General features: G+C 61.9%; 15 protein-coding genes and 1 pseudogene. 6 read left to right on the top strand and 10 right to left on the bottom strand.

The annotated features are described in order from the left end of the window. Positions 1-190: 190 nt before the first annotated feature. Both NKH02_RS19850 and NKH02_RS19845 read right to left on the bottom strand, forming a co-directional pair. On the bottom strand, positions 191-787 hold the full coding sequence (locus NKH02_RS19850) for a glutathione S-transferase family protein (RefSeq protein WP_352880873.1): 597 nt from the start codon (positions 785-787) through the stop codon (positions 191-193). Between the two features lie 486 nt (positions 788-1273). After that, complete coding sequence (locus tag NKH02_RS19845) at positions 1274-1741, bottom strand: hypothetical protein (protein WP_352868093.1); 468 nt, start codon at positions 1739-1741, stop codon at positions 1274-1276. A 564-nt stretch (positions 1742-2305) separates the two neighbouring features. Here NKH02_RS19845 and NKH02_RS19840 point away from each other — a divergent pair. After that, positions 2306-2617: a transcriptional regulator gene (locus NKH02_RS19840; protein WP_352868094.1), complete on the top strand. Its 312-nt coding sequence runs from the start codon at positions 2306-2308 to the stop codon at positions 2615-2617. Positions 2618-2646: 29 nt separating this feature from the next. On the opposite strand, the pseudogene NKH02_RS19835 reads toward NKH02_RS19840, so the two are convergent. The 6 genes and pseudogenes from NKH02_RS19835 to NKH02_RS19810 form a co-directional block, all read right to left on the bottom strand. Beyond that, a pseudogene (locus NKH02_RS19835) lies at positions 2647-3251 on the bottom strand (LysE family translocator); the annotation flags it as partial. Between the two features lie 101 nt (positions 3252-3352). Continuing rightward, positions 3353-4189, bottom strand: a complete 837-nt coding sequence (locus NKH02_RS19830) for an EamA family transporter (RefSeq protein ID WP_352880871.1) — start codon at positions 4187-4189, stop codon at positions 3353-3355. Next, entirely contained in the window at positions 4186-4767 is a 582-nt protein-coding gene (locus tag NKH02_RS19825) for a TetR/AcrR family transcriptional regulator (protein WP_352880869.1), read from the bottom strand. The genes NKH02_RS19830 and NKH02_RS19825 overlap by 4 nt, the downstream gene beginning before the upstream one ends. A 138-nt stretch (positions 4768-4905) precedes the next feature. After that, complete coding sequence (locus tag NKH02_RS19820) at positions 4906-5358, bottom strand: hypothetical protein (RefSeq protein WP_352868102.1); 453 nt, start codon at positions 5356-5358, stop codon at positions 4906-4908. A 214-nt stretch (positions 5359-5572) separates the two neighbouring features. Continuing rightward, positions 5573-6427, bottom strand: coding sequence for a 23S rRNA (adenine(2030)-N(6))-methyltransferase RlmJ (locus tag NKH02_RS19815; protein WP_352880867.1), 855 nt, complete (start codon positions 6425-6427; stop codon positions 5573-5575). Between the two features lie 61 nt (positions 6428-6488). Beyond that, positions 6489-7094 (bottom strand): hypothetical protein, encoded by a 606-nt coding sequence (locus NKH02_RS19810; protein WP_352880865.1) that lies wholly within the window; start codon positions 7092-7094, stop codon positions 6489-6491. 803 nt (positions 7095-7897) lie between these two features. Between NKH02_RS19810 and NKH02_RS19805 the strand changes: the two genes are divergently transcribed. Further along, the gene (locus tag NKH02_RS19805) at positions 7898-8935 is read left to right on the top strand and encodes a UDP-glucuronic acid decarboxylase family protein (RefSeq protein WP_352880881.1); all 1038 of its coding nucleotides are present in this window, start codon (positions 7898-7900) and stop codon (positions 8933-8935) included. Continuing rightward, positions 8932-9963 carry a UDP-glucose 4-epimerase GalE gene (galE, locus tag NKH02_RS19800; protein ID WP_352880863.1) on the top strand — a complete coding sequence of 344 codons (1032 nt, stop codon included), beginning with the start codon at positions 8932-8934 and terminating at the stop codon, positions 9961-9963. Before NKH02_RS19805 ends, galE begins: the two co-directional genes overlap by 4 nt. Before the next feature lies 1 nt (position 9964). On the opposite strand, the gene NKH02_RS19795 is transcribed toward galE, so the two are convergent. Both NKH02_RS19795 and NKH02_RS19790 read right to left on the bottom strand, forming a co-directional pair. After that, complete coding sequence (locus tag NKH02_RS19795) at positions 9965-10384, bottom strand: hypothetical protein (RefSeq protein WP_352868113.1); 420 nt, start codon at positions 10382-10384, stop codon at positions 9965-9967. A gap of 428 nt (positions 10385-10812) precedes the next feature. Further along, positions 10813-11499, bottom strand: a complete 687-nt coding sequence (locus NKH02_RS19790; protein WP_352880861.1) for a DUF995 domain-containing protein — start codon at positions 11497-11499, stop codon at positions 10813-10815. 144 nt (positions 11500-11643) lie between these two features. On the opposite strand from NKH02_RS19790, the gene NKH02_RS19785 reads away from it, so the two are divergent. From NKH02_RS19785 to NKH02_RS19775, 3 genes are all read left to right on the top strand, one after another. Further along, positions 11644-13272 carry an ArnT family glycosyltransferase gene (locus NKH02_RS19785; RefSeq protein WP_352880859.1) on the top strand — a complete coding sequence of 543 codons (1629 nt, stop codon included), beginning with the start codon at positions 11644-11646 and terminating at the stop codon, positions 13270-13272. A 191-nt stretch (positions 13273-13463) separates the two neighbouring features. Further along, positions 13464-14390, top strand: coding sequence for a lysylphosphatidylglycerol synthase domain-containing protein (locus tag NKH02_RS19780; protein WP_352868119.1), 927 nt, complete (start codon positions 13464-13466; stop codon positions 14388-14390). A 44-nt stretch (positions 14391-14434) separates the two neighbouring features. Continuing rightward, complete coding sequence (locus tag NKH02_RS19775; protein WP_352880880.1) at positions 14435-15436, top strand: glycosyltransferase family 2 protein; 1002 nt, start codon at positions 14435-14437, stop codon at positions 15434-15436. The last annotated feature ends 146 nt before the right edge of the window (positions 15437-15582 follow it).

The following is a 15582-nucleotide window of genomic DNA, read 5'->3' as shown; positions in this document are numbered from 1 at the left end:
CACGAACAGGATGGAAACGAATCTCCATCCTGCTCGATAGGTCTTACCAGATCCTCATCCAGCCCAACTTAAGTGAACTGCATTAGGCCTCGCGCCCGGCTTTTTTTGTGTCCGGATGATCACGCGGGAGATCGAATCGATCACCCGGGAGATCGGGGGATCAAGCGGATCACCCGGGTGATCAAGTGGATCACCCGGGAATGCAGGGCTTCAGTTCTGGAAATTTCTCGTCGAAGCGTGCCGCCCAGCGCGTCAGCCGGGCGCGGCCCTTCTCCCATTTTCCGGCAAAGCGCAATGAGAGATAGCCAAGGCAGGCGCGCAACGCCATCTGGCCGGCAGTGATCTTCTTCGGCAGCTTCGGCGGGTTGGCGTTGAGCAGATCGAGTGCCGCCGTGATCTTTCCCCATTGGCGGTCGAGCCAGGGCTGGTAGACCATCTCCTCAGGCCGCGTGCGCCGTTCATAGACCATCGACAGCGCACAGTCGCAAATGCCGTCCGCCAACGCCTCCAGCACTTCCGCCTCGAGCCGCTTGTCGGGATTGCGCGGAAACAACGCGTTCTTCGACAAACGGTTGAGGTGCTGGGTAATGGCGCGGCTGTCATGGATGGAGCGGCCGTCATCGAGCACCAGAACCGGGATCTTGCCGAGTGGGTTGGCGATCATCAAGTCGGCTGGCTTCTCGTCGGTCTTGATCGGCACCAGATCGACCGCGATGCCGGCATAGGCTGCCGCCATCCGTACCTTGGAACTGTAGGGAGAAGACGACGCGTAGAGCAGCTTCGGCATGGATCGGTTTCCTGTTTTGCAGGCGGGCAGTGTTGACCGATCGGGCGCGATGGAGCAATGGCCAGAAACGGAAAACCCGGCCGCCAGCGAGCCACGGGCAAGTCATTGGACTGTCGCAGAACTGCTGGGATTACGTGGCTCACGGCTTCCGCGCCGTCCTCGTCCGCTCTGCGAATCGTGAGATCCAAAGTCACTTCATCACCCAGGCAGCCGACCGGAATTCCGTACGGGGGCAGAAGATGACGGCACGCGGATCAGCCGGTCAACAACCAAGACTGAAAAGCCTCACGCCGACATTTGATCCGCCATCGATGATACAAAAAAACCCCACCGGACTTCGCCCTATGGCGAAGTCCTGGGAGCTGCGAAAAGATATCCTCCGTCCGCCTCTGTTCTCGCCTTCCGAATGCCGAAGCAACGAGCGGGGCGCCTGTCAGGCACCGCCCTTGACTGTTTCGACACTGCCCCCGGCGAGGGAGGACGCGATTACTTCTTGCCGGACTTCGCGGGTGCTGCCTTCGGCTTGGCCGCGGGTGCCGCTTTCTTCACCGGGGCTGAAGACTTCGCTGCCGCCGCCTTCTTTGCCGGCGCAGCCTTCGCTGCCGGTTTCTTGGCAGGCGCAGCCTTCGCAGCCGGCTTCTTGGCAGGTGCTGCTGCCTTCTTCACCGCGGGTTTTGCCGCAGCCTTCGCGGCCGGCTTCTTGGCCGGTGCCGCCTTCGCAGCCGGCTTTGCCGCTGCCTTGGCAGGTGCTGCCTTCTTCACTGCCGGTTTTGCCGCTGCCTTTGCCGCCGGCTTCTTGGCCGGCGCTGCTTTTGCCTTGGCCGCCGCGGCCTTCGGCTTGGCAGCAGGTGCTGCTTTCTTCACTGCAGCCGCGACCTTCGCCGTCGCTGCTTTTGCGGGTGCTTTCTTTGCCGGTGCCTTGGACGCCGGCGCTTTGGATGACTGCTTAGCCATGCGATGCCCCTTCCGTTGTGCCGACGGTCGTAATGACCTGGCGCGCTCATGCATATCTGACTCGCGGCTTGCTAGCCAGCGAAGCAATAGACTGATTTTCGCAGCTTAAGTTTTGGTTACGAATGGCACACGATCGCGCTGACCATCGTAAAAATCCGCTGCTGATCTTCGATCACTGCCTAGAGTGTGCAGCTGACATTCTCCACACCCTGCGACGGCGAAGCTGTGAAGATCAGCCGCCAGCTTTGCGCATCGATCTCCGGCTGCTGACATCATGACCTGCTGCTTTAACGGCGCGATCATCTCGTGCGAGCTGGCGATCTACACTTCAATGAGATGACCGATCGCTGCTTGACCTTGTCAAGCACGATCCCATCGCCCGGCCTGTTCGTGAATTGACAGACTACTCTACATCGCAGAGTATTCTGCAAGAGGAAAGGGGAGTGCTTCAATGTCGATCACGCAGGAGCGAGCGGCGGTGTCACTGTTCGAGATTGCCGAGACGGCGCCTCATGGCGGCAGCGTCGTTGGAGGTCTCCGGCGACGCCGCATCGGAGCTGACCGATGAGTGCCGACGAAATCATCCACCAGAGCACTCGGCTCAGGATCATGGCCGCCCTGAATATGCTGGAAAGGCGAGAAACGCTGGACTTCAGCCAGTTGAAGGCCATCATGGACGTCACCGACGGCAATCTCGGCGCGCATCTCGATACGCTGGCCAGGGCCGGCTATGTCGATATCGAAAAACTGTTCGTCGGGCGCCGGCCGCAAACGCGCATCAGGGCGACGACGAGCGGACGGCGCGCGTTCCGCGGCCACGCCGCGTTCTTGCGCAAAATTCTCGATCGGGCCGAGGCGGCGCCGCGCGGAAGATAGCGTGGCGATCGCACGTATCTCTCAGCGCGTGCGACCACGGCGACGCCGGCGCCGATCATTCACACCGCCCGCCGCGCGGTTCACCCGACGCATGATCTTCGGCGTGTGCAACAGGGAGCGGGCGCGACCAGCGAGGATGACATGGCCGCCGATCACCACGACCTCGACGGCCAGGACTATCATGATCAACACACCGAGATGATCCGCGTTGAGCGATGCGCCGACCACGTTGAGCAGCGGTGCCACGTAGAACAGCGGCATTTTCGGATTGGCAAGATTGAGCGCGATGCCGGTGGCAAAAATCGTCAGCAGCCCGTGTCGTCCGGAGACGGTTGCAGTTCTGCACGACGGGCACGGCGGTCCACAGCCTGATGCCCATCCAGATCAGATAGGCCGCTCCGCCTTAACGAAGCACCATCATGACGATCGCCATCTTCGCCGCGATGATCGACAGGCCAAAGGCGGCGAGGATCAGGAAGATGAGAACGCCAACCACCGTGCGTGCACCATAGGCGACACCCGAGGCGGCGCCGCTGGAGATGGTGCGCGCGACGATTGTCATGTTGTCCGGTCCGGGGCTGGCAGCGAAGACGAAGAAGGCAGTAGCGAAAGCAAGGATGGTGGCAAGGTCCATTAAGACCCCGAAAGCGACTGTTGCTCTCGGGCGTTCTGATTAGCCAGTTTGCCTGTCGGCGACATCAGGAAAATTCAGGATCGTCGCGATGCGGATTTTCCTCACGGCTGATAGCCAAGACAGATGGCGCCGAGGGCGACAATGGCACAGGCGCCGACCCGCCGCGGCGTCAGCATCTCGCCGAGGAACAGGCGCCCGATGAAGGCCGCGAAGACGACGCTGGTTTCGCGGATCGCGGTGATCGGGCCGGCCGGCCCGAGCGCGAAGGCCGCGACCACGACGCCATAGGCCAGAAGTGCGAACAGGCCGCCGCCCAGCGCCTTCCAGGTTTCCGGTGCCCGCGGGTCGACAGTAAGGCGGCCACGGCAGGCGACGAAGGTCGCCGATAGCAAGGCGCCGTAGATCAGCAGGACCCAGGCGGTATAGGCGCCGGCATTTCCCGCCGCGCGAACGCCGATCGCATCGACTGTCGCATAGGCGGCGATGATCGCGCCCGTTGCCAGCGCATAAAGGATCGATGTCGTGGCGGCCCTGCCCCTTCCGAGTGAAAGACACATTATGCCGCCGGCGACCAGCGCGACGCCGGCTGTTTGCGGCATGGTGAGCTGCTGGCTGGCCAGGAAAAATCCGCCGAGCGTGACAAGCAGCGGCACGCTGCCGCGAACGATCGGATAGACCTGTCCCAGCTCGCCATATCTGTAGGCGGCCACCAGAAACACGCTGTAGCCGACCTGCAGGCAGGCCGAGAGCACGATATAGAACCAGGCCGGCGCGGCCGGAAGGGCGTTGAAGACGGCGAAGGGAATGGCAAGCGCCGTGCTGGAAAGGCTCATGACGGTGACGGTCCACAACCTGTCGGTCCCGGTTCGCAGAAAGGCGTTCCAGGTCGCGTGCAGGATCGCGGCAAACAGCGCGAGCCCGATGACCAATGGGCTCATTGCGGCCTGCGCGAAGCAGCGATGATGCCCAGGGCCGCCTTGCGGGCGTCGCGAATGGCGGTGTCCGCCTGCCCCATCTGCGCCAGCAAGGTCGCCCCTTCGATCAGCATCAGCAGTGTCGCCGCCACACTCTCGGCGCGGCCGCGCGGCATTACCTCCTCGAGGATCGACCGCATGCGCCGCTTGAGGCCGTTCTTCTGCCTGGCGGCAGCCTTGAATACCGGATGCCCCGGATCGCCGAACTCGGCCAGCGCATGTGCAAACAGGCAACCATGAAAATCCGGGCTGCGGAACCAACGTTCATGCCAGCTGAAGATTTTTCCGATTTTCTGCTCTGGCGTGATGCCCTCCTGGGCGAGCCGGTCGAGCTGGCGGTCGAAACGCACGGCGCGGTAGTCGAGCACCTCGACGACCAACTCGTCCTTGCTCGGGAAGTGCCGATACATCGTCATCTTGGCCACCTCGGCTTCGGCGATGATCCGGTCGATGCCAGTGGCGTGAAAGCCGGCGCGCTTGAACAGCGCGTAGGCGGTTTCAATGACGTGCTGGCGTTTGTCGGAAGCAGGCGATGACGTCATGACGCTTACCAGTGATGAGACAGGTCTGTCTCATCGCTATGCGGCGGATCGCATCTTCTGTCAACACAGCACGGAAAAACGCCCGCGGCCGATCGGGCCGCGGGCGCGAAAAGTGATTGGAGACAGAAAGCGCCGCGTTCAGCGCAGGACGCGGCAGCGGCCGTTGTAAACCATCCAGCGGTCGAAGCCCGAGACGCAGAATTCGACATTGTCGCCGATCGAGGCGAAACCCTGGCCTTCCTCGATCAGGTACCAGATGGTGCGGTCACGGCCGTCGGAGAGACTGACGGTGGCGCCGCAGTAGCGGCGACCGATCGGCCAGGTATCGTTGGCCGGCAGATAGCGGTGCTGGTGGATGCGCTGGAAATCGGTGATCCGCACATCCGGCAGATGCGGCACGTGGTGCACCTGGTAGGAGAAGCGGCTGGTGATCTTGTTCAGCACCCAGGCTTCGCCGCAGATGCCGCCATCGTCGTCGGAATAGACGCCAAGGTCGGCCGCCTGCACGGCCTGGGTGACACCGAGAGGCGCGGCCAGCGGTGTGCAGAGCGAAATCAGGACAGCAAGTGCGGATTTGGCGAAGCGAGTCATGACAGCCTCTCAAGGTCGATTGCGCGCACTGTGCGGATTCGCTTGGCGGCGGTCAAGCGGTTGCGGAAACAATGGTTTCCCAGGTTGAAACCGCGTTGGCCAAAGCCGGATTAGCGCGAGCCCGGGTTGTTAAGGAGCCCGCCTTCTCAACCCTGCCGGAACGCGGGCATTTTCGCACCTGGCGCCGAATGGCGAGATCTGAAGCCCTTCACCGTCAAGCCTGCTCGCCTGCCAGCCATTCCAGCGACCAGTGCGCCGGCTTTCCCACGGCGAGCAGCCTGTGCAAAGCCGGCAGCAGCGTCCGCAGTTCGCCCTCCAGCGTGAAAGGCGGGTTGACCACCAGCAGGCCGCTGCCGTCGAGGCTGGGCTCCGAAGTGGCCGGCCTGATCTCGAATTCAATGTCGAGCAGCTTCGGGATGCCGGATTGCTTCAGCGCCTTGCGGAAGGCGATGATCGCCTTGCGGTCCTTGACCGGATACCACAGCGCATAGATGCCGCCGGGCCACCGCTTGTGCGCCCTTATGAGCCCGTCGACGAGGCGCTCGAACTCACCCGTTTCCTCGAATGGCGGATCGATGAGCACCAGGCCGCGCTTTTCCTTCGGGGGCAGATGCGCGCCAAGCGCCAGCCAGCCATCGAGCTCGATGATCCGGGCCTGGAAATCACCGGCAAAAAGCGTCCTCAGCTTCGCGACATCCTTGGGGTGCAGCTCGATCGCCGTCAGCCGGTCCTGCTTGCGCATGAGGTGACGCGCGATCAGCGGCGAGCCCGGATATTTCTGGATGCCGCCCTCGGGGTTGAGCGACCGCACCGTCTCCAGATACGGCGCAAGCAGTGCCGCCACCGGCGCGGCAAACTGGGCATCGATCAGCCTGCCGATGCCGCCTTGCCACTCACCGGTCCTCTGCGCTTCGACCGACGACAGATCGTAGCGGCCGATGCCGGCATGGGTGTCGATGACCCGAAACGCCTTGTCCTTCTGCTTCAGATACTCGAGCAATCGCGTCAGCACGACATGCTTGACGACGTCGGCAAAATTCCCGGCGTGATAGGCATGGCGGTAGTTCATGGTTCGGTGCCGTTATGCATGTCGTTGTCCCAAAACCGCTGCACACTTTGGGCGACTTGCATCAGCCCCTGCCCCAGCGCGGCGGTGGCGGCTGCGAGTTCGGATTTTCCGGCCGGCCGCCACGAGTGCGCAAAGTCAGCAAAAACCCGATCAAGCCGACCGCCACCAGCGAGAAGCCGACCGGCCGCGCACGGCTGTCGATCTCGCCGACACCGGAGCGCAAAATGAGATCGACCGCTCGCATCGGTATGTCGTCGGCATCACCCAGTCCAACGGTGAAGATATAAGGGCCTGGGCTGATGGTCTCGATCACGCCGGCCTCGTCGCGAAAGATCTTGTCTGGCAGCTGGGGGCTGGCCTGGCGCGGATTGTCGGAATGGTTGAACTGGAGCGTCGAGGCGAGCACCGTGCGGCCACTGCTGGCGGCGGTCAGCGTCAGCACGGTGCGCTGCTGCGAGACGATGCGTTCGGCTCTTGCGGTCAGGTCGACCAGCACCCGCACCGGCGCGTCGCGGCTGCCGAGCGGCACCGTCCGCGGCTTGAAGCGGCCCTGCTCATAGACCCGCCAGGTGCCGATCTCATGGCCGGAGAAATTGCTCATCGCCCAGGGATAGATGACACCGATGCCGGTGCCAGCGAGCAGGATCAGGACAAACAGAGAGCGCATTCATATCACCACAGGCTATCGTGACCTTGCCAATAGCGCCCCGACGATCAAAAGGCGATGGCCAGATGCCCCGGCTTTCGGGCCGCTGGAGCGCGCGACCGAGAAGACCCCAGAAGCGGATCACACGGGGCAGCAACCAGATCGGCGGCATGGCCGCACAACAAGGCAGACAAGGTTCTACCTATGCGCTCAAACGCAATTGCGATAATGACCGGCATTCTCCAATGAAATGAATGCGCGTGGACACTTTCTGGCAAGATGGGACCACTGGCTCGGGCGCGCGCCCCAGATCGTCTCACCGGTTCTTTTTTGGAATTCCTCGCTGCCAAGCTCTGAGTCTGCCTTAAAACGAGCATGCCTCGTCCGACTATCTAATTTGCGATGGTCGAGCCAATACGCTGATTTACAAAGAGAATCGTCCTTGGACGCCTATGGCTCGGCCTGGAGAAGCCGACATCGGCTTTATGATTAACCATTCGTAAACAGACATGATTAAGGAATTGCTAATTTAGTTGACTATAATTTCCACAGGTATATTTTTGATGCGTTGGGATGTGCAATTTGGGCGAGCAATCGACGATGATGGCACCAGACGTGTGATCGCGATTTCGGGGCACGGAGAATGCTGAGCGGCGGCACATAGATCGTGTAGCGGCACCAGCTTCGCGAACCCCAAAGGACAATTAAAGCACATCAGTGATGGCGATTCCGCGGATGCGGAGGTTTGCCGCGTTCTCATGGAAGTGGCTGGGCAATGCTTTGTCCGGCTGGGCGATAGCGTGTGCGATGCGTGCGGGGAAAGCATGAGTAAGCTCATCAAGGTTCTGAAACTGGAATCCGGCAGCCAAAGGGGCGCCAACCAAAACCGAAGTCGCGCCCTGGTCGCCGGAGGTGCTGGATTTCTAGGATCGCATTTATGCGAACGCCTTTTGCGGGACGGATACGACGTCGTCGCGCTGGACAATTTCCACACCGGCAAGAGATACAATCTCAATACCCTTCTGCGTAATCCGAGATTCATGTGTATCGAGCACGATATCGTCGATACACTGCCTTCGGGTCTTCAGTTCGATGAGATCTACAATCTCGCCTGCCCAGCCTCTCCGCCGCACTACCAGGCAGACCCGATTCATACCTTCAAGACGAGCGTGCTTGGTTCGCTGAACCTTCTGGAGCTCGCGCGCCAGAACAATGCCAAGATATTCCAGGCCTCGACCTCGGAAATCTATGGCGACCCCTTTGTGCACCCACAGCCCGAGAGCTACTTCGGCAACGTCAATACGCACGGACCGCGGTCCTGTTACGATGAAGGCAAGCGCTCGGCCGAAACCCTGTTCTTCGACTATTCGAGAACGTATGGCCTCGATATCCGCGTCGCGCGCATTTTCAACACCTACGGCCGCCGCATGCAGCCCGATGATGGACGCGTGGTTTCGAACTTCATCGTCCAGGCGCTGCAGGGCAAAGACCTGACCGTCTATGGCCACGGCCTGCAGACGCGTTCGTTCTGCTATGCCGATGACCTGATCGAGGGCTTTGTCCGGCTGATGAATACGCCGAGTGCGCCCACGCACCCGGTCAACCTCGGCAACCCCAGCGAATTCACCATCATGGAATTGGCGACACTGGTCATTGATTACACCAACTCCCAATCGAAGATCGTGCATCGGCCACTGCCGATCGACGATCCCAGACAGCGCAAGCCGGACATTTCCTTTGCCAGGGCCAATCTCGGCTGGGAGCCGAAAGTCGGCCTGCGCCAGGGGCTCGCACGTACCGTCGAGTATTTTGATACCCTGCTTTACGGAAGCCAGCTGGCCAAAGGAGCCACGGCTTCATGACCCGTGCGGCAATCCTGGTGACAGGTGGGGCCGGCTTCATCGGCAGCCACACCTGCAAGCTGCTGGCCGCCGCCGGCTATTTGCCGGTGGTTTTCGACAATCTGAGCCGCGGCAACGAGAAATCCGTCGCCTGGGGTCCGCTTGTCGTCGGCGACATCCGCAGCCAGACCGCGCTGCGGGCCGCGATGAAGACATATCAACCGACGGCGGTCATCCACTTTGCGGCGCTGGCCTATGTCGGAGAATCCGTTCACCAGCCGGCCGAATACTATTCGACCAATGTGACAGGCACCATCGCGGTGCTCGATGCGGCGCGTGCGAACTCAATCGAGAACATCATCTTCTCCAGCAGCTGCGCAACCTACGGCGTGCCGGAAGCGTTGCCCGTTTGCGAGACCTCCGCGCAAAATCCGATCAGCCCTTACGGGCGCACCAAGCTGATGGGCGAACAGATCATCTCCGACTATGCGTCCGCATACGGAATGAAATTCGTGATCCTGCGCTATTTCAACGCTTGCGGCGCCGATCCCGACGGCGAACTTGGTGAGTGGCATTCGCCGGAAACGCACCTTGTTCCCAGAGTGCTCATGGCCGCATCAGGCATCATCGACGAGATCGAGGTTTTCGGCACGGACTATGACACGTCGGACGGCACCTGCGTACGCGATTATATCCACGTCAGCGATCTGGCCCGCGCCCATCTGAAGGCCCTTATTTATCTCGAGGGCGGCGGACAAAGCCTGGCGGTCAACCTCGGCACAGGGCGGGGCGTATCCATCAAGGAGATTGTCCAGGCGGTCGGCCGTATGACGTCAAGATCCGTCCCGGCCGTGTTCAGGAACCGGCGCCCGGGAGATCCGGCGGAGCTTTACGCCGATCCGGGAAGCGCACGCGAACATCTCGGCTTCGTGCCGGAGCTCTCCGACATCGACACGATCGTCAGAACGGCTGCCCCATTTTTTGGGCTGGAGACAAAGCCGATGAAGCTGCCGCCGATCAAGGCGGCAGCTTCGGCCGCGGCTCGATAGATCAGAGATAGCGGGGGCGGCAGCTCGCGCGTTGGCCAAACCCGCTAGGGCTGCAGATATAAGGCGAACCGCTCAGGAACCTGCCGCCACTGCCCGGATTGAAAGAGACCTTCACCGGCGCCGGCGTGCGGACTTTGATCGGCGATGCAAAGGCGTAATCTCTTTCGGTCGTTCGAACTGTGCTGGTCATCAGGATCTGAGGCTCGGCTCTGAGCGAACGTACGAAGTATCCAGCTTGGACCGGCTGGACCGCGGGCTCGCTGCGGACCGCATGGACCACAGGCTTGATGAGAACCGAATTGGTTTCGGTCGCATCCATCCCCTGGCAACCCGCAACCATAAAGCTCATCACTGCAGCCGTAACAATAGATACGATATTTTTGCTTGGGCGAAACGCGCCCATTGCCGAATTGTTCATCATTTGTCCCTTGCTATCAAGTGTAATCCAAGAGCGCGTCGCGACATACCTATGCCTTCGCCGCTTTCACGCCGTATGAGTGACCCTTCGCACATCACACCTGAACATTAGACATCACTAATTATTAAATTTCATCAAAACCGTATGGTAGGCCCCACCATCTTGTCGTTCTGTCATATACGATTGGATGATATCAAGCGGCGGTCGGCGTGCCGACCGCACCCGCCGAACCGCGTGATGCTTCACCATAAGCGATTCGCCAGTTCCTTGACAGGCACTCCGGCATGAGCCGTCTGGATTGTCGGAAGCGGGTTGCGAGAGTCATTGGCGTCATGGCTCTTGCCGGCCATGCTGAACGGTACCACCAGGGACCAAGACTGGGGGAGCCTCCGGGGCGGGTCCGGCCGTGTCTCAGCGCGGCTGAACACCGCCTAATTCTTGGAATCGACCAGCTTGCGGGCCTCTTCGAACCGCGCGCCCTTCGTGTCGCCTGTTTCGAACTTCCGGTCTTCGTCGGAAAGACCCTCGGGGGATCGCTTAAAACTGTACCATTCCCCATCCGGATCCTTGCGTTTCTCGATGTTCCCGCCCTGGATCCGGTGGCTGTAGCAGGTGCGATGCTGCTTGCCGGTGTAGCCCTTCGACCGCCAGGCGAGCTCCATGCACATCTTGCCGCCGCTGGTCACCAGCCATCTGCCCTCCGCGACAGATGCCGTGTCCTGCCCGGATGTCCAGGCCTTGAGGTGTCGATCGCCCTGCGCGAAATAGGCCGCTCCGTTCTTCCATACCCATGTGCGGTCGGCATATAGAAGCTGCAGTTCGTAGGCTGTCGGAACAGTTGCGCTATTCGCTTGCGCGGGTGCGCTGTCCTTGGCGGCAGCCGCGTGCGCCGTTCCCGAAAGAACCGTCTGGCCGAAGAGGGCCAGGAGAAACAGAAACTGCGCGCAACTTGCGAACCGACGACGTTCCTTGTGTCGCCGACGGTCGACACCTGGCGGCGGCGATCTGGTCGGAGCTATCTGCACAATTGGCATTCGCATGTCTGTTTGACCCACGGCGGCGCTATCGGCGCGACAGCCATGCGAACTATTTAACAGCCGCGAGAACCGCGATGTCAACGTTCGCGAAGCCGACGACAACAACTATTCGAGACACGCATAGCCGCTGTCGTCAAAATTAGGGATTGCGTCGTATACTGCCGCACCTTTGACAATCGCGCGCAAAAACAAAATCCGCGGACATCAGAGAGGACGCGGTTTCAAATGACGGACGACCCGGAATTGGATCAGGCCGAAGTTCAGCAATACCTGCGGCAGTCGGCCGGCCGGGATACGGCTGCTCGCGACTACCTGAACCCCAACACGGCGATCTTGCTGGGGATCCTGTTCATTGCGGTCGTGTTCAGGTTCCACAACATAACCTTGCCGCTGGTCGACGCCTTCAGCTGGCGCGAGACGAGCACGGCAATGATGGCCGACAATTTCCAGCAGCACAGCTGGAACATTTTCTTCCCCGAGATCAGCTGGACCGGGCCCGGGCCAAGTTATCAGGGCCGCGAGTTCCAGATCGTCAGCTATCTGACTGCCCTGCTCTACCAACTCTTTGGCTGGCACGACTGGTTCGGGCGCATGGTCGCGGCCTTCTTCGGTCTGGTGACGGTGTTTTCGCTACACAGACTAACGGCGCTGTTCTGGGGCGAGACGCACGCCCACGCCGCGGCACTTGCCTACGCGCTGATGCCGGCGGCGATCATGATCGACAGCTCGTTTCTTCCCGACCCCGCGATGCTGGCCCTGGTGACGCTCGGCGTCTGGCTTTTCGCGAAATACTGGGCCGGCGGCAGCGGCTGGCTGTTGCCGCTCGCCACGGCCAGCTTCTCGCTCGGCGTGCTGTCGAAGCCGCCAGGCCTCGCCGCCGGCGCCGTCATCTTCTACCTGATGGTCTGCTGGATGCTGGAGAAGAAGTGGAAGCAGGCGACCAGGGTCTTCCTGTCGGGGCTTTTGAGCCTGGCCATCATCGGCGCCTATTTCAGCTGGGCGATCTATCTCGGCCGCAGCTATCCGCCGTTTCATGTCGCCGGCAGCGGCTATATCTGGGATTCCGGCTTCTGGACATTCTTCAGGAACAGCTTCTACTTCAAATCCGTATGGAACACGTCGGTCTGGTGGTTCTACGGCTATCCGTTCATGGTGCTGATCGCGATCGGCTTCTGGATGCCGCCCAGACCCGCCGAAGATCCAAAGCGACGCACCCTTTCGGCCATTCCCTATGTTTGGCTGGCCGCGGCCATGGCCGTCTACCTGGCGGCGGCGCGCGAGATCACCAGCAATCCCTGGAACTACCACATTTTCCATGTGCCGTTCGCGATGTTCTGCGGCCGCGGCGCGCTTCTCCTGGCAGCTCTTGCATCGGGAACCGTTCTGTCGCCGGCGGTCGTGCTGCGCTCGATCTGCATCGCGGCCATCGCACTCGTGTGGTCGACCTTTCCCCTCGTCAGGACAATGAAGACGCCGATCGCCATGAAAGGCAAGCTGCTTGGCGAGGAATTGGCGCGGTTGGCGCGCCCGGGCGACCTCGTCGTCGCTATCGCGCCCGAGGCCGGCGATCCCGTCGCCGTCTACTACAGCAGGGCGCGCGGCTGGGTGTTCCCGCCTGGCGGAGGCGATGTCGAATGGTCGAAATTCGTCGCCGACGACGCTACCGCGATCGCGCAGCTCGAGGAGTTGCGCGCGCAAGGCGCGGACCTGTTCGGCACGGCCAAGAACGCAGCCGACAAACAGGACCGGTTGTTCGTCGAGCATCATGACGGGGTCATCGACTATCTGGACAAGACCGCAACCAAGCTTGTGGATTCGGATGATTTGCTGGTCTATAGGATCACCCGTCCATGAGAGCCGCGACAGTCTGGGGCCGCGGGCCTCGGACAGGATATGGTCCCGACGTGTCAGCGGCCCCGCATTCGCCCGCGGAAGGCGGGCAAGGCGGTGGGCCAGGCAAACCGATCCCCGATGACGCCAGGGATATTCGGGCGCCACGCGATGCCGCCGCTGGAACTCGGCGGTGAAAACCGGCGGAGAATTGGTTGAAACGGGCAATCTCGATAGTCGTGACGTTGGCCCTGCTGGCCTGGCTGGCCAGCGACTCGCGCTGGCGCATGGTCGGCGACGCCTTCGACCGCATCACGCCCGGCACGTTCGCGGTGGCGACGATCGCGTTTTTCGTCACCTATGTCTTGCGTGCGCTGCGCGTCTGCGACGAGTTCCGCGACGAAGTGCATGGCCGCTTCGGCGCCTGCCTGCGCATTATCCTGATCCACAATGCGATGATCAACGTCGTCCCTTTCCGTGGCGGCGAGACAGCCTTTCCGCTCCTCCTGCGCCAGGTCTTCGGCGTACCGATCATGCGTGCCAGCGCCTCGCTGCTGTGGTTCAGGCTGCAGGATGCCTTCGTCGTCGGCGTGCTGGCCCTGGCGGTGTGGCCCGGCCTGCATCCGGCGATAAGGATTGCTGGCGTGGCCGCCTTGATCGCCGCGGCCTGGTACCTGCCGCGCTGGGCGCGCGCGCCGCATGACTGGGCCGGGCGCGGCAGGATCGTGGCCAAGCTCGGCCTGCTTCGCGACACCTTCACCGAGGCGACCGGGCGCTCCCGCTACGGCTGGTGGTGGACGATCGCCAACTGGTCGCTGAAGCTCACCGTGCAGGGATGGCTGCTGGCGCTGATATTGGGGACATCTTTCACCACCGCCTTTCCCGGCGTCGTCGGAGCCGAAGGCGCCGCCATATTGCCAGTGCAAGGCGTCGCCGGCTTCGGCACCTATGAAGCGGGTGCGGCGGCGGCGCTGCTCACATCCGGAATCGCGATGAAGAGCGGCCTGCAGGCGGCCCTGGCGCTGCACCTGTTCATCTTCTGCTCGGCTATCGCTACGGGCGCGATCGCCTGGCTGTTTCCCTCGAAATCGACGCTGCCGGGGAACCCGGCTGTCGGACCTGCAAGGAAGCCATCCCAATGAACGTATTGCCCATCCCAGCTTCGGGACTGCCTGACGGCGCGGTAATGCCGGACCATACGCTGTCCATCGTCGTACCCATGTACAACGAGGCCGACAACGTCGAGCCGTTGCTGGCACGGATTCACCAGGCGATGGAGCGCTACGACCAGCCGTGGGAGGTCGTGCTGGTCGATGACGGCAGCACCGACGCGACGGTGAGCGAGATCAGGCGCCTGGCAATGCATTACGGCCCGCATGTGCATGCGGTCGAGTTGGTGCGCAACTACAAGCAGACCGCCGCGATGCAGGCCGGCATCGACGCGGCGCGCGGCGACGTCATCGCCACGATCGACGGCGACCTGCAAAATGATCCCTTCGACATCCCGCGCATGGTCTACCGCCTGCTGAGCGAGGATCTCGACCTGGTGGTCGGCTGGCGCAAGGACCGCCAGGAAGGTTTTTTCATGCGCAGACTGCCCTCGCGCATCGCCAACGCACTGATCGCGCGTGTCACCGGCGTGCGCCTCAAGGACTATGGCTGCAGCCTCAAGGTCTATCGCGGCAACGTGATCCGCAGCGTCAAGCTCTATGGTGAGATGCACCGCTTCATCCCGGCCTGGCTGGCCACGGTGACGACCCCCAGACGCATCGCGCAGGAGGTGGTGACGCACCATGCCCGCATCCACGGCCAATCCAAATACGGCATTTCGCGCACCTTCAGGGTCGTGCTCGATCTGGTGTTCATGTATTTCTTCATGCGCTATCGCACACGGCCCGGGCATTTCTTCGGCGGCATCGGCATTGTGCTTGGCGCGCTGGGTTCGCTGATCCTCGCCTACCTGCTTTGCCTCAAGTTGCTTTTCGCGGAGGACATCGGAACACGCCCGATGCTGTTCACCGGCTTCTTCCTGCTCATCGCCGGGGTGCAGATGGTGACGTCGGGCGTCCTGGCGGAAATGCTGGCACGTGTCTATCACGAGGCGAATGGAGCATCGGCCTATGTCGCGCGGCCGCGGCCGGCATCCGGTGACAATGACGGCTGGCAACGCCCTAGCCGGCCATCGTGACCTGATCGGAACACCCTGGAGGTTCCATGCCGATTGTGATGACCGGCTCAGCCGGCTGCCAGGAAGGTGCCGACCGAGGAAGGGCTGGCAAGGTTCGTCGACTGGTGTCGCCAAGAATGGCGGTCGAGGGCAAGAGGCAAGGCGCA

The organism is Mesorhizobium sp. M1396 (genome assembly GCF_040317725.1).
GTDB lineage: Bacteria > Pseudomonadota > Alphaproteobacteria > Rhizobiales > Rhizobiaceae > Mesorhizobium.
This window is presented reverse-complemented; position numbering and strand designations above follow the sequence as displayed.